Raw genomic sequence first — 20088 nt, 5'->3', positions numbered from 1 at the left:
TCCTTACCGTTCATCGTCGCCCTTATCCTAGGGTCGGGACGCGGGGTCAATCTGTGCTGCGGCAGCGATGAGTGCAGCATCGGTCGGTTCGGACGCTATCGTGACGGTGCGCCACCCCTTCCCTGCGGCCTGGGCGGCGGCCGCGCTGATCGCGGCAAGCGCAATTCGGGTGCGGTCCAGACGATGCGCGGTGACGATATCGGCAAGCCGGTTGCCAGCACGGGGCGAATGAAGAAGCGCGATGGTATCGATCAGCGTCATGGCGTCTTTCTCCGACACCTCCAGCACGTCCGCGGCGTAGATGGGGAGAACGGACGCCACCACACCCCCGGCCCGCAGCCGATGCTCGCGTCCGGCGAGATGCAATGCACGGCGCACGCCTTGCGCCTCGGCCATGGCGAGCAGGGCGTCGGCATCCCGGTGGCCGGTCGCTTCCACGCGCAAGCCGGCAGTGCGTGCGGCATCGGCAGTGGCGGTCCCGACCGCATAGACCGGCAGGGTGCGCAACGCATCCAACTGCCCACCCGCATGGCGCACCGCATTGGCGCTGGTCAGGATCAGCGCATCGAATGTGGTCGGGTCGGGTGCATCCCATTCCAGCGAGCGCACAGCGAACAAGGGAAGCGACAGTGCCGCCATGCCCGTCGCCTGCACGCGCGCCATGGTCACCGCATTTCCGGGTTCGGGCCGCAACACTGCCAGCCGCGGCATCATGGCCCGGCGAACAGGCGGCGGATGGCGGGCACGGCACGGTCGAGCAGGTCGGCGGCAAGCCGCGCGGGAAAGTCGGGATCGCCCATCGCGCCGCGCGCTTCACCCCCGATACGCTCCGCACCGTCCTCGCTATACAGTTCCGCGCGCAGCCACAGCCGCTCTCCATCGGGCACGGCCAGTGCTGCAACCGGCGACTGGCAATCCGCGCCCAGTGCCGCCAGCAGCGCACGCTCCGCCCGCACACAGGCGCTGGTCGGCGCGTCATCAATCGCCGCGAGTAGCGAGCGGGTCGCGGCATCGTCTGCGCGTACCTCTATCCCCACCGCGCCCTGCGACGGGGCGGGCAGCATCTCCTCCAGCGGAATCACCGTACCGACGTCATGGCGTTCCAGCCGCTCCAGCCCCGCTGAAGCGAGCAGCGTCGCATCCGCCTCTCCTGCCCGCAGCTTCGCCAGCCGGGTATCGACATTGCCGCGAAACAGCACGGTTTTCAGGTCCGGACGACGGTGCTGTAACTGCGCGGCGCGGCGTGGGCTGCTGGTACCGACGACCGCACCTTCACGCAGCGCCGCAACCGATTCCGCGCCGATGATCCGGTCGCGCACATCGGCACGCGGCAACATGGCGGCAAGGGCGATGCTGACGGGCCGGATCGTCTCAACATCCTTCATCGAATGCACCGCGCAATCGATGTCGCCGTCGAGCAGCGCGCGATCGAGTTCCTTGGTCCACAGCGCCTTGCCGCCGATTTCAGCCAGGGCGCGGTCCTGCACCCTGTCGCCGGTGGTCTTTACGACCGTCACGGCGATATCGTCCACGCCCCAGCCATGGCGTTCGATCAGGGCGGCGCGCACCATCGCGGCCTGGGTGAGGGCGAGGGGCGAACCGCGGGTTCCGAGGCGAAGTCTTGGCATCGCGGCTTGTGCTAGCCCCGTGAGTGGCTAGATGGAAGCCATGACCGTCATTCTGGGTCTTGAATCGAGCTGCGACGAAACCGCGGCTGCGCTGGTAACGCATGATCGCCGTATCCTTGCCCACAAGCTGGCGGGACAGGAAGCGCATCACGCGCCCTATGGCGGCGTCGTGCCCGAAATCGCCGCGCGTGCGCATGTCGAGATGCTGGCCCCGCTGGTCGAGGCGACACTGGACGAAGCGCATATGACGCTGGCGCAGGTTGACGCCATCGCCGCGACTGCCGGGCCGGGGCTGATCGGCGGGGTGATGGTCGGTCTTGTCACCGGCAAGGCACTGGCGCTGGCGAGCGGCAAGCCGCTGATCGCGGTCAATCATCTGGAGGGCCATGCCCTCAGCCCGCGTCTGGCCGATCCGGAGCTTCGCTTTCCTTATCTGCTGCTGCTGGTATCGGGCGGGCATTGCCAGTTGCTGCTGGTCAAAGGTGCCGGTCGTTATCGTCGGCTTGCCACCACCATCGACGATGCTGCGGGTGAGGCATTCGACAAGACCGCGAAGCTGCTCGACCTGGGATTTCCCGGCGGCCCTGCGGTCGAACGCACAGCGGCGAAGGGCGATGCCGATGCCGTGCCGTTGCCGCGCCCGCTGGTCGGATCGCGCGAACCGCATTTTTCCTTTGCGGGGCTGAAAAGCGCGGTGCTGCGCGCCCGCGACGCCGGGAAATACCGGCCTGAGGATATTGCCGCATCATTTCAGCAGGCGGTGGTCGATTGCCTGATCGACCGCACCACCCGTGCGCTGGATCGGGTAGACGGCGTCACTGCGCTGGTCGTCGCGGGCGGCGTCGCAGCCAATGGCGCGGTACGCGGCGCGTTACAGCAACTGGCGGGTGCGCACGGCCTGCCCTTTATCGCACCGCCGCAATGGCTGTGTACCGACAATGCCGCGATGATCGCCTGGGCGGGTGTGGAACGCCATGCCGCCGGGCTGACCGATCCGCTCGACACCCCGGCGCGGGCGCGCTGGCCGCTCGATCCGGATGCGGAACGCGTGCGCGGAGCAGGAGTGAAAGCATGAAACTGGGCGTTATCGGAGCCGGTGCCTGGGGCACCGCACTGGCACAGGTCGCCGCGCGCGACGACGATCCGGTGCTGTTATGGGCGCGCGAGCAGGAAGTCGCCGACGCGATCAACCGCCAGCATCAAAACCCGATCTTCCTGCCCGGCATTCCCCTGTCGAACGCAGTGTCGGCAACATCGAGCATGGAAGTGCTGGGCAGTTGCGACGCGCTGCTGGTCGTGGCCCCTGCCCAGCATCTGCGCCATGTGCTGTCGAATGCGCCGGTGTGCGAAATTCCGCTGGTGCTGTGCGCCAAGGGGATCGAAGCGGGCGGCGGCAGGCTGATGAGCGAAGTGGCACGCGAAGTCTGTCCCGACGCGCCGATCGCGGTGCTGTCCGGCCCGACCTTCGCACATGAGGTCGCAAAAGGACTGCCCACCGCCGTCACGCTGGCATGTGAGGATCAGGGACTGCGCGACCGGCTGGTAATGCGCCTCGCAAGCCCGGCATTCCGTCCTTATGGCTCGGCCGACGTCATCGGGGCCGAAATCGGCGGTGCGGTGAAGAATGTGCTCGCCATCGCCTGTGGCGTGGTCGACGGCGCGGGGTTCGGGCAGAATGCACGCGCCGCGATGATCGCGCGGGGATTTGCCGAAATGACCCGCTTTGGTGTGGCGCGGGGGGCAAGTCCCGAAACGCTTGCCGGGCTGTCGGGCCTTGGCGATCTGGTGCTGACCTGTTCCTCGACCAGTTCGCGTAATTTCTCGCTGGGAGTCGGGCTGGGTCAGGGCAAATCGGCGCGCGAGCTGCTGGAGGATCGTCGTACCGTAGCCGAGGGCGCAGCGACTGCGCCGGTGCTGCGGGAGGCGGCTCTGGAGGCAGGCGTCGACATGCCGATCACGCGCGCAGTCTGTGCGTTGCTGGAAGGCGCAGGCGTCGAACCGGTGGTCGATGCCTTGCTCAATCGTCCGTTACGCGACGAGGGACTATAGTCGGCAGCTCAGTCCTTCGGGCCGATGCCATTGGTCAGCAGGTCGGCGGCCGCATCCGCCACTATGTCAGGCGTGATCGAATCGTCCCATACCCCGTAGCGCAGCCCCAGAAACACGTTCATGCCCATGATCGCCCAGGCATGGACTTCCGACATGCCGTCGCGCACCTCGCCGCGTTCGGCGGCGGCCTGAATACGCGCCTGAATACGCTCGGCGGTTGAAACATAGTGCAGCCGAAAACTTTCGGGATCGACGAATTCGGCTTCGTCGATGATGCGATAGATTTCCTTGTGATCGCGCACGAACTCAATGAAATGCAGCAGGCCCGCGCGTTCGGCGGCAAGCTGATCGGGGGCGGAGCGGATGCCCGGTGCGACATGGTCGCGCACCTGCCCGGACATATCGCGCACGAGTGCGCGGAACACATCGTCCTTCGAATCGAAATAGGTGTAGAAGCTGCCCAGCGCGACACCGGCGCGGCGCGTGATCCCGCTGATCGAGCCTTCGTGAAAACCTTTTTCGCCGAATTCCGCCGCTGCCGCATCCAGAATGGCGCGCAACGTCCGGCGCCCCCGCGCCGTTCGGGGCTCCTTCCCGCTGCTTGCCGCAGAGACGGGTGCTGTTGCATCCCGGTCACGCTCGGATGCCATTTATCCTCTCCCCCCACATCCGGAAGTTGAAACCCGGTTCAGGTTTCAGTATAGCTTCGGACAAGAACGCACAACCCCGTGCTGAAACGGGGTTCACAGGGGAGGAATTACGCATGGTTCGCCTGAATCTGTATGCACGTCCGTATCTGATGGCCAGCGCCGCCATTCTGGCAATATCCGCGCTGCCTGCTTATGCACAATCGACCGACACCAATAGCAAGTCCACGACGCAAACCGGCGCCGAACGGCAGGCGCAGCAACAGGCGGACGTTGCCGCCAGCGTCGATCAGGGCGATAACGAAATCATCGTCACCGCGCGGCGTCGGGCCGAAACGCTGCTCGACGTGCCGATTGCGGTTACCGCCTATACCGGCGCGGCGCTGCAACAGGCCGGCGCGCTCGACGTCACCGATCTTTCCGAAACCACGCCCAACGTCACGCTGGAAGTATCGCGCGGCACCAATTCGACGCTGACCGCCTTTATTCGCGGCGTCGGCCAGCAGGACCCGGTCGCGGGTTTCGAACCCGGTGTCGGCGTCTATCTCGACGATGTCTATCTCAACCGGCCACAGGCCGCGGTGCTCGATATTTACGATGTCGAGCGGATCGAAGTGCTGCGCGGACCGCAGGGCACGCTCTATGGCCGCAACACCATTGGCGGCGCCGTCAAATATGTGACCAAGCGGCTGGGCGATACGCCGACGCTCAACATTCGCGGTACCTATGGCAGCTATAATCAGGCCGATCTGGTGGTGTCGGCGGGTACGCCGATCGGCGACGGTACGTTCAAGATCGGCGGCGCGGTCGCACGGCTGAGCCGCGACGGGTTCGGCAAGAACCTCACCACCGGGCAGCAGAATTACAACAAGGATATCTGGGCCGCACGCGGCACGCTGGAATTCGAACCGAGCAGCGCGCTCTTCATGCGTGTTTCGGGCGACTATACCCATGATATGAGCAATCCGCGCGGCGGCCATCGGCTGATTACCAGCCTTGCCAGCGGGATTCCGCCGCTCAGCGATGTCTATGACAGCCGTGGCGGGCTGAACGATCCGCATCAGGACGTAAAGGCCTGGGGCGTGACCTGGCTGACCGAGGCGCATCCCGCCGACTGGCTGACCTTCCGCTCGATCATGGCCTATCGCAAGGATGACAGCGCCACCCCGATCGATTTCGATGCGCTGCCCGCCGTCGATCTCGACGTGCCCGCCTATTACAACAACAAGCAGTTTTCGCAGGAAGTGCAGTTGCTAGTCGATACCGGCAAGCTGAACGGGCTGGTCGGCCTCTATTATCTCGACGCCAGCGCACGCACCGTGTTCGACGTGCGCCTGCCCGCCACCGTCACGGCACTGACGTTCGGGCAGGTCGATACCGATACGGTCGCGATCTTCGGTGACTTCACCTATGATTTCACACCGAAATTCAGCCTGTCGCTGGGCGGGCGCTATACCTGGGACAACCGCACGTCCGACATTAATCGCGGTGTCTATATCGGCGGCGGATCGCCCTATTTCGGCGGTGGCGGCACGCTGATCCTCACCCAGTCGAACTTCCGGGGAACGCGCGGGTTCAAGGAGTTCACCCCGCGTGCGTCGTTCAGCTTCAAGCCGACGCCCGACCAGAATTTCTACATCAGCTATGCCAAGGGCTTCAAAGGCGGCGGGTTCGACCCGCGTGGCGTTTCCACCGCAGCGCCCGACACCAATGGCGACGGCACCGTCAGCTATAACGAAGTCTATAACTTCATGACCTTCGATCCCGAAACGGTCGACAGCTATGAAGTCGGCTATAAAGCGGCGCTGTTCGACCGGCGTCTGCGCTTTGCTCTCGACGGCTTCATCGCCGATTATCGCGATGTGCAGGTGCCCGGATCGGTGGGCACTGTCATCAACGGCCAGCAGACCTTTATCGGCGTCACTACCAATGCCGGTAAGGCGAAGATCAAGGGCGTCGAGTTCGAAGGCAATCTGATCGCCGCGCGCGACATGGGCACCGTGGGCGATCAGCTCAACATCGCCTGGTCGGTCGGCTATATCGACGCCAAATACAAGCAGTTCATCGACAGCCGCGGGATCGACGTCGCCAGTGAACGCGCGTTCCAGAACACGCCCGCATGGACGGCCAGCGGCACGCTGGGCTATTCGACGCCGGTCGGCGCGGGATCGGTCGATGCCAGTGCGACGGTTTCCTATCGCAGCAGCACGCAGCAGTTCGAACTGCGCACGCCGATGCTCGATCAGGCCGCCTATGCGCTGCTCAACGCCAATATCGTCTGGCATATCAACGACCGCTATTCGATCGGCGTGCACGGCCGCAACCTGACCGACAAGCGCTATATCGTGTCGGGATACAACTTCCTGGCCCAGGATCCCGACACCGGTAATTTCCTGCGCAACGCCAGCGGCAATTACATCCCGACGCTGGGCGCGGAGGGCGTACTGACCGCCTATTACGGCAATCCGCGTCAGGTGTTCGTTACCTTCGGCGCGAAGTTCTGATGGCGGCGGGCTGAAAGCCTGTTAGCATCAGACAACAGGGCCGGCCGGCAGGGGGAAGCCGGTCGGCCCAATATATATGGAGGGGATACCATGCAGGCAAAGACGGCAAGTCCGGGCTATCGCGCACTGGTGCTGGCGATGTTGTTGCTGGTCTATACCTTCAACTTTCTCGACCGGCAGATTCTCGGCATTCTTGCCCAGCCGATCAAGCTCGATCTGGGCCTGAGCGACACGCAACTGGGGGCGCTTGGCGGCATTGCCTTTGCGCTGCTCTATTCGACGCTGGGCATCCCGCTGGCGCTGCTCGCCGACCGCACCAGCCGCAGCTGGGTCATCACTGCCAGCCTGACCGTGTGGAGCGGTTTCACGGCATTGTGCGGGCTGGCGACCGGCTTCTGGCAGTTCTTTCTGTTCCGGCTGGGCGTCGGAGTCGGGGAAGCGGGCGGCGTCGCGCCCTCCTATGCGATCATCGCCGATTATTTCCCGCCGCAAAGCCGCGCCCGCGCGCTGGCTATCTATTCGCTGGGCATTCCGGTGGGGCTGGCGGGCGGCGCGCTGCTCGGCGGCTATATCGCGCAGAATATCAACTGGCGCGTCGCCTTTATCGCAGTCGGACTGGCGGGTGTGGTGATCGCCCCGATCTTTCGGCTGGTTGTCCGCGAACCGAAACGGGAGACGGCGGCGGATGGCGTGTCGGCACCAGCGCGCGTACCGCTCTCCGCCGTATTTCCCATCCTTGCGGCAAAGCCCAGCTTCTGGCTGATGTCCTTTGCCGCCGGGTTCAGTTCGATGTGCGGCTATGGCCTCGCCTTCTGGATTCCCTCCGTCCTCATCCGCCATTTCGGCTTCGACCTCATCACCACCTCGCAATATGTCGGATCGCTGCTGCTGATCGGCGGCACGCTGGGCGTGTTCGGCGGCGGCTGGCTCGCCGACCGGATGGGGCCGCGCGACCGGGGAAATTATGCGAAGCTGCCTGCGGTTGCATGGCTGATTACGGTGCCGCTGTTCGGCGCGGCGCTCTGGTCGACCTCGCCCATGCTCGCCTGGTTCTTCTTTCTGATCCCCAACGGCCTCAACATCCTGTGGCTCGGCCCGGTGACGACGGCGGTGCAGAATCTGGTGCCGCCGCATATGCGCGCCACCGCTTCCGCCAGTTTCCTGTTCATCAACAATCTGATCGGGCTGGGCGCCGGGTCGTGGGTGATGGGCGCGATGTCCGACGCCATGACGGCACGCTATGGTGACAACGCGCTACGCTATGCGACGATGCTTGCGCTCGGCTTTTACCTGATCGCAGCGCTATTGATGCTGCTGGCGGTCAAACCGTTGCGCCGCGACTGGGTTGAAGTCTGATCGTTCGCGGGTGTGGGGTTACCGCTCTCGCGTCGCGGCGAAGGTGACATCGGGATAGCGTTCGGCGACATAGCCGACTTCCCACGCGCTCTTGGCCATGAATACCGGGTTGCCATCGCGATCCTTCGCCATCGCGGTCCGGTTAATGTCGGTAAATTCCTTGAGCTTCTTCGGATCGCCCGCCGATACCCAGCGCGCGGTTTCGAACGGCGCCATTTCCAGCCCCGCAGCAACCTTATACTCCGCCTCCAGCCGGCTGATCAGCACGTCGAGCTGCAACTGGCCGACCACCCCGATCACCAGATTGGCGCCGATTTCGGGATAGAAGACCTGCGTCACACCTTCTTCCGCCATATCGTCGAGCGCCTTGCGCAACTGCTTGGTCTTGGTCGGGTCTTTCAGCACCACGCGGCGCAGGATTTCCGGCGCGAAATTGGGCAGGCCGGTAAAGCGCACATCCGCCTTTTCGCTCAGCGTGTCGCCGACGCGCAGCGTGCCGTGATTGGGGATGCCGATAATGTCGCCGGGAAACGCCTCATCAGCAAGTTCGCGTTCCTGCGCGAAGAACAGGATCGGCGAATGAATGGCGACCGGTTTGCCATGCCCGGTCGGCGTCAGCTTCATGCCGCGTTTGAACGTGCCGGAACATAGCCGCATAAAGGCGATGCGGTCGCGATGGTTGGGGTCCATATTCGCCTGTACCTTGAACACAAAGCCGGTGACTTCGTCACGGGTCGGTTCGACCGGCGCAGGCTCGGCGGGTTGCGGCCGCGGCGGTGGTGCATGGCGGGCAATCGCGTCGATCAGCGCCTCCACCCCGAACTGTTTGAGCGCGGAGCCAAAATAGACAGGCGTCAGGTCGCCATGGCGATAGGCGGCTTCGTCAAATGCAGCATAGCCCGCCTGCGCCAGCTCCGCCTCTTCGCGTAACTGCTCCAGCCGGTCGGCGCTGAGCAGCGTTTCCAGCGCACTGTCGTCCAGCCCGGTCAGCGTTGCTCGCTTGCCCTCAAACGCGCGCGAATCCCCGGTCGGCTGATCGAGTTCGTTGCTGGCGAGGTTGTACACGCCCTCAAACTGCCCGCCCATCCCGGCGGGCCAGCTCATCGGCGTGACGTCGAGCGCCAGCACATCGGCAATCTCATCGAGCAGTTCGAACGGTTCGCGCCCTTCGCGATCGACCTTGTTGACGAAGGTGATGATCGGTACCGAGCGCAACCGGCATACCTCGAACAGCTTGCGCGTCTGCGCCTCGATCCCGCGTGCGGCGTCGATCACCATGATCGCCGAATCGACCGCAGTCAGCGTGCGATAGGTGTCTTCGGAAAAATCCTCGTGTCCCGGCGTATCGAGCAGATTGAACGTGATACCGTCACGTTCGAACGTCATCACCGAGGAGGTGACGGAAATGCCGCGTTGCTGCTCGATCTTCATCCAGTCGGAGCGTGCGCGCCGTGCCGCCCCCCTCGCCTTTACCTCTCCGGCAAGGTGGATGGCCCCGCCCGACAGCAACAGCTTTTCGGTGAGCGTGGTCTTACCCGCGTCGGGGTGGGAAATGATCGCAAAGGTGCGGCGGTCGAGCGCTTCAGTCATCGCCGCGCCCTAGCGGATCAGGCCCCCTCCCGTCGAGACGGCAATGCATCTCCACGACGGTTGTGCCTACGACGTGCAATATGAAGGACCAGCAGCACGACCGCCGCAATTCCCGCGACAAAGGCGAGCACATATTCATAGTGGCGCGCGCGCCCGAACACCGTCTGTATCCCCTGCCCGAACCAGTAGCCAAGCGTGATAAACAAGGTTCCCCAGATCAGTGCGGCCAGTGCGTTGAGAGCAAGAAACCGCGTTGCGGGAACATCGGTGGTGCCGATCGCCATCGGGCTGATCGTGCGCAGGCCATAGAGAAAGCGGAACAGCAGGATAAAGCCGGTCGGATATCGTTCAAAGGTTTGCCGGGCACGTTTGAAGGCCGGCCTGTGCCGCGTGCGTTCGACCAGCGGCCAGGATCGCAGCCGCCGCCCGATCAGAAAGAACAGCTGATCCGCCGTCAGGGATCCCAGCGATGCCGCCAGGATCGCGGGCCAGAAAGACAACAGGCCGCGATGCACCAGCATCCCGCCCAGCATCACCACCGTTTCCCCTTCCACGCCCGCGCCGACAAACAGGGCGGGCAGGCCATACTGGCTGACTATCGCTTCCAGAGACATGGGAAGAAGACCTTCGACACACGCTGACTGCGGTTGCGGTTAGCCGATCACCCCATCAACGTCACGCTGAAGCTGCATTGCCGCTCGGCACCCGGCGCAATCGTCATGATGTCGGGCTTGTCGAACAGGTCGCCGGTGAAACCGACCGGGTCGGCAATGCCATGCCAGGGTTCGACACAGACATAGCGTGCGCCGGGCTTCGTCCAGATGCCGAGATTGGGCGTATCGGGAAAACTGATCTCCAGCACCGGTCCCTGTGCCGCGCCATAGTGCACAGTTTCGCTCTCGACGCCCTGCCAGATCAGGGCATCCGCCTCGAACAAACTATCGCGCAGCAGCAGTTCATGGCCATCGAGCGGGCTTGCGCGCGGTGTATCCGTCACCAGTCCATGCTGGCTCAGCCCCCGAAGCGGATCCGGTTCCGCGACATCGAACGTGATGCGATGGTCCTCCCGCAGCTCGCCATAGGGCAAGGGCCAGGCGAAAGCGGGGTGAAAGCCGAAACTGGCGGGCATGACGCCATCCGAACGGTTTGCAATCGTCGCCGTGACCAGCAGGGTCGCGCCGTCGAGGCGAAATTCGATCCGCAACTGAAAGGCGAAGGGATAGACGGCGCGTGTCTCTTGGCTGTCGATAAGCTGGAACACCGCGCGATCCGCCTCATGCTCCACCACTTCAAACAGGCTGCGACGGGCGAAGCCGTGGCGCGACAGCGCATATTCCCGACCGTTCACGCGATAGGTGCCGTCGTGCAGTTCGCCGACAATCGGGAACAGGACCGGGGCATGGCCGGTCCAATAGGCCGGATCGGCATCGGTCATCAGTTCGCGACCGTCCGCGTCGCGCAAATGCGTCAGTTCCGCTCCGAACGGATTGATCGCCGCGGATAGCTGCGGCGAGGCGATATCGATCATGGCACGGTCGGTCATGGCTGCTCCCTTGGCTGGACTGCACGGATCGAACGGGCCGATGCCGTCGACGTTCCTGTATCTCTGCAATGCCGGTGCTGCAAAACCACGCTCTGGACGGCTGCGCCCCTTTTTGCCATAGGCCTGCGCGTCGCATGATGCGACATCGCTCCTGGGGAGTAGCCACCCGCTACGGGGCCTTCGTCAACATACTCGGTTCGCAGAACCGTGGCGAAGGCAGCACGACAGACCGTGCCCGGCAAGACCAGCGACGCGCTTCACCCTTTCCTGTCGGCCGGGGGTGATGTGTGTCGTGGGTTATAGGACCGGCCATCGGGAAACGCATGACAGGAATTGCTACACTGATTGCCATCGGCTTCGGCCTGTCGGTGGACGCCTTTGCCGCCGCCATCGGCAAGGGCGCATCCGGCGCGCACCCCCGTTTACGCGATGCGCTGAAAACCGGTGCGGTATTCGGCTTTTTCGAAGGCATTACCCCAGCGATCGGCTGGGCGGTGGGACTGGCGTTCAGCGCCTGGGTATCCGCGTTCGATCACTGGATTGCCTTTATCCTGTTGCTGGCGGTGGGCGGGCATATGATCTGGAACGCTCTGCACGGGACGGCCGAACCGGATTTGAGGGACGAAAGCGACGTCCCGCGCAGGGGCCGGTTCGGGCTGATCGCAACCGCCCTCGCCACCAGCATCGATGCAACCGCCGTCGGAGTCAGTCTGGCGGTGATGGGGGTGAACATCGTGGTCGCCTGTATCGTCATCGGGCTGGTGACGACGGTGATGGCGACGATCGGGGTGATGCTGGGGCGCAAGGCGGGCGATCATCTGGGCGAATATGCCGAAGTGCTGGGCGGTATCGCCCTGATCGCCATCGGCGCTATCATCCTGTACGAACATCTGAATGTCTAACGGGGGCCTTGCATGATCGAAACCGATCGCCTGATCCTGCGACGTGAAACCGCACAGGATCATGACGCCATTACCGCCTTATGGGCGGATACACGCGTCACGCACTTTATCGGCGGCACCCCGCAAAGCGCCGAACAAAGCTGGCAGCGGCTGTTGCGCCATGCCGGACACTGGGCATTGTTCGATTATGGCATCTTCGCCGCGATCAACCGCGAAACCGGGCAATTCGTAGGAGAGGTCGGGCTGGCCCATTTCAAACGCGGGCTGGGGGACGAATTCGACAACAGCCCCGAAGCCGCCTGGGTAATCCATCCCGACTTTCATGGGAAAGGCTTTGCCGTCGAAGCGATGCAGGCGGCACAGCACTGGTTCGACGCGACACATGGCACCGGACGCAGCGTATGCATCATCGACCCCGACAATATCCCGTCGGTGCGGCTTGCCGAACGGCTGGGTTATCGTCCGTTCGATACCCGCCGCTATCACGACAAGCCGGTAACGCTGTTCGAGCGGGTGGTACGTTGAGGCGTCAGCCTTCGCGTGCGACCGCGAAGCCTGCGAAATCCTGATTGACCGGCATCAGTTCGATGCGGTTGATGTTGAGATGCGGCGGCAGCGTTGCGACCCACAGGATCGTTTCGGCGATATCGTCGCCGGTCATCGGTTCGACGCCCGCATACAGCTTGTCCGACGCCTGCTGATCGCCACCGGTGCGCACCACGGTAAATTCGGTTTCGACCATGCCCGGCTCGATCGACGTCACCCGCACGCCCTTGCCATGCAAATCGGCCCGCAGCGCGAGGCTGAAATGGTTCACAAACGCCTTGGTCCCGGCATAAACGTTGCCGCCCGGATAGATATAGTTCCCCGCGACCGAGCCGAGATTGATGATCGCGCCCTTGCGCTCGATCAGACCGGGAAGCAGCTTGTGCGTCATCGACAGCATCGCGGTGATGTTGGTGTCGACCATGGTCTTCCACTTGGCGAGGTCGGCGTCCTGCGCCGCTTCGGTGCCCAGTGCGAGGCCCGCATTGTTGACCAGCAGATCGATGGCCGCAAAGTCACCCGACAGGCTCGCCAGCGCGGCGTCGCGCGCCGCCTCGTCACGCACGTCGAAGGTCAGCGGAACGAACGCATCGCCCAGTTCGCCCTTGAGCGTATCTAGCCGCTCCTGCCGCCGCCCGGTGCCGACGACCTTCCATCCCGCCGCCACGAACGCGCGTGCAGCGGCTTCGCCGATACCGGCAGTCGCGCCGGTGATAAGTGCGGTCGGCATGGGTTTTTCTCCTCAATCAATAGCAACAAGCCACAGCATTAGTGGCTCCGGATCCCGGCTTTCGCGGGGGTGACGCTTATTATTGCCGTAACGCCGCACCCTGCTTCTCGGCGGCCTTGACCACCTTGTCGGCAATCGCCTTCAGTTCCTCATCGGTGAAGCTCTTGTCGCCGGGTTGCAGCGTGACTTCGATGGCAAGGCTCTTCTTGCCTTCCTCGACGCCCGCGCCGGTGAAGACATCGAACAGCCGCGCATCGATGATTGCCTTTTTGTCCGCCCCCTTCACCGCGCGGATCAGGCTGTCGGCGGCCATATCGGCATCGACCAGAAATGCGAAATCGCGCGTCACCGCCTGCAGGGCCGACGGGGTATAGGCAGGCCGCATGAAACCGGTGCTGCGCTTTTCGGGGATCGCGTCGAGGTAGAGTTCGGCGGCGACCATCGGGCCGTCCAGATCGAACGCCTTGCGGACGCCGGGATGGACCATGCCGAAGGCGGCGAGGATATTTTTAGGCCCCAGCCGGAGCGTCGCCGACTGGCCGGGATGCCAGGTCTCCCCCGCCTCCCCCATCACCTGCAGATTGGCGACGGGTGCGCCTGCCGCTTCCAGCAGCGCCAGCGCCTCCGCCTTGGCGTCAAACGGGCTGAAGCTGCGTGCTTTCCCGGTATGCCAGTCGCGAGACACGGCTTCGCCCGCCATCACGACGGCCAGTGTCGGGCGTTCACCGTCGGCCAGATAGCGGCGTCCGACCTCGAACAGCCGCACACTCGACACGCCACGGTTGAGGTTGCGGCCCGCGGCCGCGAGCAGGCCCGGCAACAGCGACGGCCGCATGACCTTCAGATCCTCGCTGATCGGATTGGCCAGCGTCCATGCGCCGCCACCAAAGGGCTGCGCCTCGGCTTCGGACAGGAAGCTCCACGTCACCGCCTCATGAAAGCCGCGCGCGGCAGCGGCACGACGCACCCGGCGTTCGCGCTTCTGTTCGGGGGTCGCGGTGGGTTTCGCCACGCCAGCCGGTCGCGGCAATGGTTCCGACGGCACTTTGTCGATACCGAAAATGCGCACGACTTCCTCGACCAAATCCGCAGGACCGTCAATATCGCGCCGCCAGGTCGGCACGGTGGCGGTATCGCCCTCCACCGTGAAGCCCAGCCGCGTCAGGATGGCGCGCTGCTCGTCCTCGGCAATTTCAAGGCCGCCCAGCGTGCGCGCCATAGCGTGGTCGAAGCGCACTGTGCGCGGCGCGACAGGCGGCTGGCTCGCACGCGTCACGCCACCCGGTGTTCCGCCGCAATGTTCGGTTACCAGCCAGGTCGCAATCGCCAGCCCTTCATCCAGGAAGGCCGGATCGACGCCGCGTTCGAACCGCTGGCGCGCATCGCTGGTCAGCAGCAGCTTCTGCCCCGTACGCGCGATATGGTCGGGATCGAAATAGGCGCATTCGATCAGAACGTCGGTGGTGGCGTCGGAAACACCCGACTCCTCGCCGCCCATGATACCGCCGATATCGTGCACCTGCGCCTCATCGGCGATGACCGTCATGCTCTCGTCGAGCGTGTAGCTCTTGCCGTTAAGCGCCAGCACCTGCTCGTCCGCCTTCGCCTTACGCGCGACCAGTCCGCCCGACAGCTTTGCCATGTCATAGACGTGCAGCGGCCGACCGAGGTCGATCATCACGAAATTGGTGATATCGACCAGAACCGAAATCGTGCGTTGCCCGATGGCGGCAAGATAGCGGCGCATCCAGGCGGGCGATTCGCAGTTTTTCACGCCGCGCACCGACTGCGCATAAAAGGCGGGACACCCTTCGGAATCGTCCGTGCGCACATCCGGTGCCGGTCCGTCCCCTTCGACCGGCTTCACCTCGCCCATGCGATAGACATCGCCCAGCGGCTTGAGCGCACCCAGCCCGGCAGCGGCGAGATCGCGGGCAATCCCGCGCACGCCCATGCAATCCTGCCGGTTGGGCGTAATCGACACGTCGATCACCGGGTCGGTCAGCCCGGCATAATCGGGATAAGTCACCCCGATCGCACCCGCAGCATCCTCGTCCAGTTCGATAATACCCTCATGCGCATCGCCCAGTTCCAGCTCGCGCACCGAACACATCATGCCGTTCGATTCTACTCCGCGGATTTCCGCGACCTTCAGCTCAAAACCGCTGCCCGGCACAAACGCACCGGGAGGGCCGAACACCCCGATCATCCCGGCGCGCGCATTGGGCGCACCGCACACCACCTGCAACGGCCCGTCGCCCGCATCGACCGACAGCACCTGCAGTTTGTCGGCATTGGGATGTTTTTCTGCGGTCAGCACTTTGGCGACGCGGAAATCGTTGAGCTTCTCGCCCGGATTCTCGACGCCTTCGACTTCCAGCCCGATGCGCGTCAGCGTTTCCAATATGGTATCGAGATCGGCATCGGTATCAAGATGCTCTTTCAGCCAGTTCAGCGTGAACTTCATGCGCCCACTCCCCCCGAAAGCGTTGGCACATCGAGGCTCGAAAAACCGTAATGCTTCAGCCAGCGCAGATCCCCGTCGAAGAATGCGCGCAAATCATCCATCCCGTATTTGAGCATCGCCAGCCGGTCGATGCCGCAGCCGAAGGCGAAACCCTGCCATTCCTCCGGGTCCAGCCCGCAGGCGGCAATCACTTTCGGATGCACCATGCCGGAGCCGAGTACCTCCATCCAGCCTTCGGACCCGCCGATCACGCGTTTGCCCTTCTCGATCGAATAGCCGACATCGACCTCCGCCGACGGTTCGGTGAAGGGGAAATAGCTGGGGCGCAGGCGCAAGACGATATCGTCGCGCTCGAAAAACGCCTTCAAGAAGGTTTCCAGCGTCCATTTCAGGTGGCCGAGCGTAATCCCCTTGTCGATCACCAGTCCTTCGACCTGATGGAACATCGGCGTATGCGTCGCATCCGAATCCGACCGGTAGGTGCGGCCCGGCGCGATGATGCGAATCGGCGGCTTGCCGTTCACCATCGTGCGGATCTGCACCGGCGACGTATGCGTACGCAGCAGCATCTTCTGCGCGCCATCCTCTCCTTCGGGGAAGTAGAAGGTATCGTGCATCGCACGCGCCGGGTGGGTTTCGGGAATGTTGAGCGCGGTGAAATTGTGCCAGTCGTCCTCGATCTCCGGCCCCGTGGCGACGGCAAAGCCGAGATCGGCGAAGATTTCCGCAAGTTCGTCCATCACCTGGCTGACCGGATGCACCGTACCCGCCATGGGGGCGGGCGCTGGCAGCGTCATGTCGAGCGTTTCGCTGGCCAGTTGCGCATCGAGCAGTGCCTGCTCCAGCGCCGCCTTGCGCGTGGCAATGGCGCTGGTCACCGCTTCACGCAGGCCGTGAATGCGCGGCCCCAAGTCCTGCCGCTGCTCAGGCGTCATCTTGCCCAGCGATTTGAGCTGCGCGGTCACGCTGCCCTGCTTGCCGAGCGCATGCACGCGAACCGCCTCCAGCGCATCCAACCCCGCGGCAACGTCGATCGCGGCAAGCACATCCTCGCGAAGCTGGTCGATATCGGTGTCCATGCAATCCTCTGTGTGGAAGTCGGCCAAGCCTGTAACGGCCTATAGTCGATACGCAAAGGGCGCGGGTGGCGTTCCACCCGCGCCCCATTTAGGTCGCGTCGCTGTCAGGCGCCTCAGGCGGCCTTGGGCAGCGCCGCCTTTGCCTGTGCGACGATGGCGCTAAACGCCTCGCCTTCATGCATGGCGATGTCGGCCAGCACCTTGCGGTCGAGGTCGATGCCCGCGAGCTTCAGCCCGTGCATGAACTGCGAATAGGTCAGGCCCTCGGCGCGAACGCCCGCATTGATGCGCTGAATCCAAAGCGCGCGGAAGCTGCGCTTCTTAACCTTACGGTCACGATAGGCGTACTGACCGGCCTTTTCGACGGCCTGACGCGCGATGCGGATGGTGTTCTTGCGACGGCCGTAATAGCCCTTCGCCTGATCCAGAATCCGCTTATGCTTCGCCTTGGTGGTAGTACCGCGTTTTACACGTGCCATTTAATCCGCCTCCCTTACTTCAGTCCGTAGGGCGCCCAGAGGCGCACATGACCGGTATCCGAATCGGACAGCACCGACGTGCCGCGATTCTGACGGATATATTTGGCATTATGGCTGATCAGGCGGTGGCGCTTGCCGGCCACGCCATGCTTCACCTTGCCGGAAGCGGTGAATTTGAAGCGTTTTTTGACGCCGCTCTTCGTCTTGAGCTTGGGCATTTTCGTCTCCTTGTTGTTCGACGATCAACGGACAGCCTCGGCAGCCCTAACCGGCCGGACCATCCTTCGAATAATCGTGGAAAGGCGCGCGCATAGCCGAACTGTGTCGGTTAGGCAAGAGCAAGCACCGGTTTAGCGGGACGTAACCGGCGCCAGCACGCGCACGCCATCCAGAACCATCATGCGTTGCCGGGCTGTCGGCGGTACCGCAATATGAGGCCCCAGAATATAGAGGCGGTCGGGTGCGAGGACACCGTGCTGAAAGGCTCGCCGATCCCGGAGCAGTCTGGCCTCGGCCGCCAGAGAGGCGCGCGCCGCGTAGACATTGCGTACCGGACGTCGAAGATCGATCGCGCGCCAGGCGACTTCCTGAAACAGCGCCAGATCACGGGTGACGTTGCCGGGCATGAATGCAACGTCCCGGGCCCGCGCGACAAGGCCGGCCCATCGCGGGTCGGCGGTTCGGACATACAGACGGTCCTGAGTGGCATCGGCCGTCTGCGCGCGAATACTCGCCGCCATCGGTGTCATATCGGCAATCTGAACGGCGAGAAATGCGCCCAGCAACAGCGCCGAGCGCTCGCCCGGCAATCGATACACAACACGGATGGCGATGAGCACCAGCACATAGGAAACCGGCCAGAACAGGCGGCCTGAAGCGCGGATGGCGTCAAGGTGGCTGGTAACCTCCGGCAGGGGAAAACGCGGCAATTTATGTCCGGCAAAGTCAGGATAGTTGCTCACCGCCAGCAGGGTCAGCACCACCAGTGCAGGGACCAGCCATTTCAGGCGCTCAAGATCGTCTGCTTCCGCCCCGGATGCCGGAAAAAATCGCGACAGCAGGGCAGCCACCGGCAACAGGATCAACAGGCCCAGTCCCAGATACTGAAAGCCTTCGAAGCCCCTGCCCGGCTGTTGCGGGATAGCGGGTAGAAACGCGGAATAAGCAGGCGTACCGGGATTCCATAGCGCATCCAGCGGCATCGCGAAGGCACCATAGTTACCGAATGAATGATGCGGTACGCCAACCCCTAATATCCAGGCAATTCCTGCCACAAGCAGCAGAATTGCGATGCATTCACACACGGTTCGGAAGCGCTGTCCCCATCCCCGTTCCAGCGCGAAACGGCGAAGCATTGCACTGGCCCAGATCGCACCGACCATCACCAGCAGATAGCTGTGGATCAGCGCGGTAATCGCGATCAGGACCGCCCAGCCGATATTTCGCCCGCTGCGCTCTTCATCGAGAAATCGCCATATCGCCCATAGGATCAGCCAATGGGCAAACAGATTGGCATGAACGAACCGATTGAACAGCGTCGGTAATGCCGCGAGCAACAGCACACCGCCCCACAGAGCAACGGGATTGGGTGCATGGTCCCGCAAAAGCCGCCATGCGAAGCCGATTTGCAGGAACAGACAGAGCAGCAACCATGGCCCGACAAATTGCGCATCAGGCGGCAACAGCGCTGCAAAGGGTCTTGCAAGCATCGCGATCAGCGGGTTGCTGTCCGTGAACAACAGGGACACCCCCTCCGGCCCGCCCAGCAGCCATGTTTTCAACAAGCTCGGCGCGGGATCATGCAGCCAGGCATGAAGGCCCAATGCATTTTCACCATTGTCCGTGCCGCGGATCAGCCATCCGGCATTGCCGATGTCGAGCATCTGCCAGTGAAAGAACGCCACGAACAGGAGCGTCGGCAGCACCAGCAACGGCCATCGGGATACGGGAAGACGCATACAGGCTATCTGCCCGTAAAACGCCTAAAACAGCGTTAACTACGTTTGAGATTCAACTTCCTGCCAATGCCAGATGCAGCCAGATCGCAGCCAGTGCTAGCACTGCTATCAGGAATTGCGGTGGACGTAAGCGTGCGAAATGCGCGGGTGCATCCCCGTTCAGCGCGGCATGCCGGTCCAGCACCGCAGCAAGAAGAAATCCAAGCATTAACAATGCAATAGCAAGCAATTGCGACGATACCACCAATGCCAGTCCGGCAATTACGAAATAGGGAAGCATGGTCAGGATCTCGGTTCGCGTCGAAGCGGTTTGCCGCCCGAACCCAAAACCACGTCGAACCCCGGCGATAAAGGACAGAATCAACGCGCCCCATAAGGTCACCAGCCATAGCGCGATCATCGGCCATGGACGGTGCATCAGCCAGATACCCACCGCCGCTGCCACGAACGGAATCATCGGCCCATAGCCAAAAACGATGCTATCGAGGGGAATGGAAACTTCTGATCGACGATTCATTCTTTTGTGAACGCACCGTCGCGCGACAGGTTGCGACTGTCGCTACCGAGGCAATCCTCTCGACAGGAGATTTCATATAAGTATATGAATTAA

The 20088-nt window shown here is 63.3% G+C and carries 19 protein-coding genes and 1 riboswitch; of the genes, 6 read left to right on the top strand and 13 right to left on the bottom strand.

The features are described 5' to 3' along the window. Positions 1–27 precede the first annotated feature (27 nt). On the bottom strand, positions 28–714 hold the full coding sequence (locus FHR23_RS13800; RefSeq protein WP_184005153.1) for a uroporphyrinogen-III synthase: 687 nt from the start codon (positions 712–714) through the stop codon (positions 28–30). Continuing rightward, a complete protein-coding gene (gene hemC / locus FHR23_RS13795; RefSeq protein WP_184005150.1) occupies positions 711–1628 on the bottom strand; it encodes a hydroxymethylbilane synthase in 918 nt (305 codons plus the stop codon). The genes FHR23_RS13800 and hemC overlap by 4 nt, the downstream gene beginning before the upstream one ends. A gap of 40 nt (positions 1629–1668) precedes the next feature. On the opposite strand from hemC, the gene tsaD reads away from it, so the two are divergent. Together tsaD and FHR23_RS13785 are read left to right on the top strand one after the other, a co-directional pair. Beyond that, positions 1669–2703, top strand: coding sequence for a tRNA (adenosine(37)-N6)-threonylcarbamoyltransferase complex transferase subunit TsaD (gene tsaD, locus FHR23_RS13790; protein ID WP_184005148.1), 1035 nt, complete (start codon positions 1669–1671; stop codon positions 2701–2703). Continuing rightward, the gene (locus tag FHR23_RS13785) at positions 2700–3677 is read left to right on the top strand and encodes an NAD(P)H-dependent glycerol-3-phosphate dehydrogenase (protein WP_184005146.1); all 978 of its coding nucleotides are present in this window, start codon (positions 2700–2702) and stop codon (positions 3675–3677) included. The genes tsaD and FHR23_RS13785 overlap by 4 nt, the downstream gene beginning before the upstream one ends. Before the next feature lie 8 nt (positions 3678–3685). Here FHR23_RS13785 and FHR23_RS13780 read toward each other — a convergent pair whose 3' ends face one another. Next, positions 3686–4327, bottom strand: coding sequence for a TetR/AcrR family transcriptional regulator (locus tag FHR23_RS13780; protein ID WP_184005144.1), 642 nt, complete (start codon positions 4325–4327; stop codon positions 3686–3688). Positions 4328–4440: 113 nt separating this feature from the next. On the opposite strand from FHR23_RS13780, the gene FHR23_RS13775 reads away from it, so the two are divergent. Both FHR23_RS13775 and FHR23_RS13770 read left to right on the top strand, forming a co-directional pair. Then, complete coding sequence (locus FHR23_RS13775) at positions 4441–6828, top strand: TonB-dependent receptor (RefSeq protein WP_184005142.1); 2388 nt, start codon at positions 4441–4443, stop codon at positions 6826–6828. Between the two features lie 90 nt (positions 6829–6918). Then, positions 6919–8184 (top strand): spinster family MFS transporter, encoded by a 1266-nt coding sequence (locus FHR23_RS13770; RefSeq protein WP_184005140.1) that lies wholly within the window; start codon positions 6919–6921, stop codon positions 8182–8184. An 18-nt stretch (positions 8185–8202) separates the two neighbouring features. Here FHR23_RS13770 and FHR23_RS13765 read toward each other — a convergent pair whose 3' ends face one another. Genes FHR23_RS13765 through FHR23_RS13755 form a run of 3 tightly spaced genes read right to left on the bottom strand, consistent with a single transcriptional unit; the run spans position 8203 to position 11317 of the window. Further along, positions 8203–9774 carry a peptide chain release factor 3 gene (locus tag FHR23_RS13765; protein ID WP_184005138.1) on the bottom strand — a complete coding sequence of 524 codons (1572 nt, stop codon included), beginning with the start codon at positions 9772–9774 and terminating at the stop codon, positions 8203–8205. 17 nt (positions 9775–9791) lie between these two features. Then, positions 9792–10388, bottom strand: coding sequence for a DedA family protein (locus tag FHR23_RS13760; protein ID WP_184005136.1), 597 nt, complete (start codon positions 10386–10388; stop codon positions 9792–9794). A gap of 47 nt (positions 10389–10435) precedes the next feature. Further along, on the bottom strand, positions 10436–11317 hold the full coding sequence (locus tag FHR23_RS13755; protein ID WP_184005134.1) for an aldose 1-epimerase family protein: 882 nt from the start codon (positions 11315–11317) through the stop codon (positions 10436–10438). A 142-nt stretch (positions 11318–11459) separates the two neighbouring features. After that, positions 11460–11631: riboswitch (yybP-ykoY riboswitch) on the top strand. Positions 11632–11640: 9 nt separating this feature from the next. Between FHR23_RS13755 and FHR23_RS13750 the strand changes: the two genes are divergently transcribed. Both FHR23_RS13750 and FHR23_RS13745 read left to right on the top strand, forming a co-directional pair. After that, positions 11641–12219 (top strand): manganese efflux pump MntP, encoded by a 579-nt coding sequence (locus FHR23_RS13750; RefSeq protein ID WP_184005132.1) that lies wholly within the window; start codon positions 11641–11643, stop codon positions 12217–12219. A gap of 12 nt (positions 12220–12231) precedes the next feature. Further along, positions 12232–12744, top strand: coding sequence for a GNAT family N-acetyltransferase (locus tag FHR23_RS13745; protein ID WP_184005130.1), 513 nt, complete (start codon positions 12232–12234; stop codon positions 12742–12744). A 4-nt stretch (positions 12745–12748) separates the two neighbouring features. Here the strand turns inward: FHR23_RS13745 and FHR23_RS13740 are convergent, their stop codons facing one another. The 7 genes from FHR23_RS13740 to FHR23_RS13710 all read right to left on the bottom strand — a co-directional run bounded on the left by FHR23_RS13740 (position 12749) and on the right by FHR23_RS13710 (position 19995). Next, on the bottom strand, positions 12749–13495 hold the full coding sequence (locus FHR23_RS13740; protein ID WP_184005128.1) for an SDR family NAD(P)-dependent oxidoreductase: 747 nt from the start codon (positions 13493–13495) through the stop codon (positions 12749–12751). A gap of 79 nt (positions 13496–13574) precedes the next feature. After that, a complete protein-coding gene (gene pheT / locus FHR23_RS13735) occupies positions 13575–15962 on the bottom strand; it encodes a phenylalanine--tRNA ligase subunit beta (protein ID WP_184005126.1) in 2388 nt (795 codons plus the stop codon). Continuing rightward, positions 15959–17041 (bottom strand): phenylalanine--tRNA ligase subunit alpha, encoded by a 1083-nt coding sequence (pheS, locus tag FHR23_RS13730; RefSeq protein WP_184005124.1) that lies wholly within the window; start codon positions 17039–17041, stop codon positions 15959–15961. The genes pheT and pheS overlap by 4 nt, the downstream gene beginning before the upstream one ends. A gap of 113 nt (positions 17042–17154) precedes the next feature. Further along, on the bottom strand, positions 17155–17520 hold the full coding sequence (rplT, locus tag FHR23_RS13725; protein WP_184005122.1) for a 50S ribosomal protein L20: 366 nt from the start codon (positions 17518–17520) through the stop codon (positions 17155–17157). A 14-nt stretch (positions 17521–17534) separates the two neighbouring features. After that, entirely contained in the window at positions 17535–17738 is a 204-nt protein-coding gene (gene rpmI, locus FHR23_RS13720; RefSeq protein ID WP_184005120.1) for a 50S ribosomal protein L35, read from the bottom strand. Between the two features lie 132 nt (positions 17739–17870). Continuing rightward, positions 17871–19478: a DUF6311 domain-containing protein gene (locus tag FHR23_RS13715; protein WP_184005117.1), complete on the bottom strand. Its 1608-nt coding sequence runs from the start codon at positions 19476–19478 to the stop codon at positions 17871–17873. A gap of 52 nt (positions 19479–19530) precedes the next feature. Then, positions 19531–19995 (bottom strand): DUF3429 domain-containing protein, encoded by a 465-nt coding sequence (locus FHR23_RS13710; RefSeq protein ID WP_184005115.1) that lies wholly within the window; start codon positions 19993–19995, stop codon positions 19531–19533. Positions 19996–20088 lie beyond the last annotated feature (93 nt).

Source organism: Stakelama sediminis, assembly GCF_014199335.1.
Taxonomy (GTDB): Bacteria; Pseudomonadota; Alphaproteobacteria; order Sphingomonadales; family Sphingomonadaceae; genus Sphingomonas; species Sphingomonas sediminis.
The sequence above is the reverse complement of the archived record's forward strand: the minus strand, read 5'-3'. Positions and strand labels throughout refer to the sequence as shown.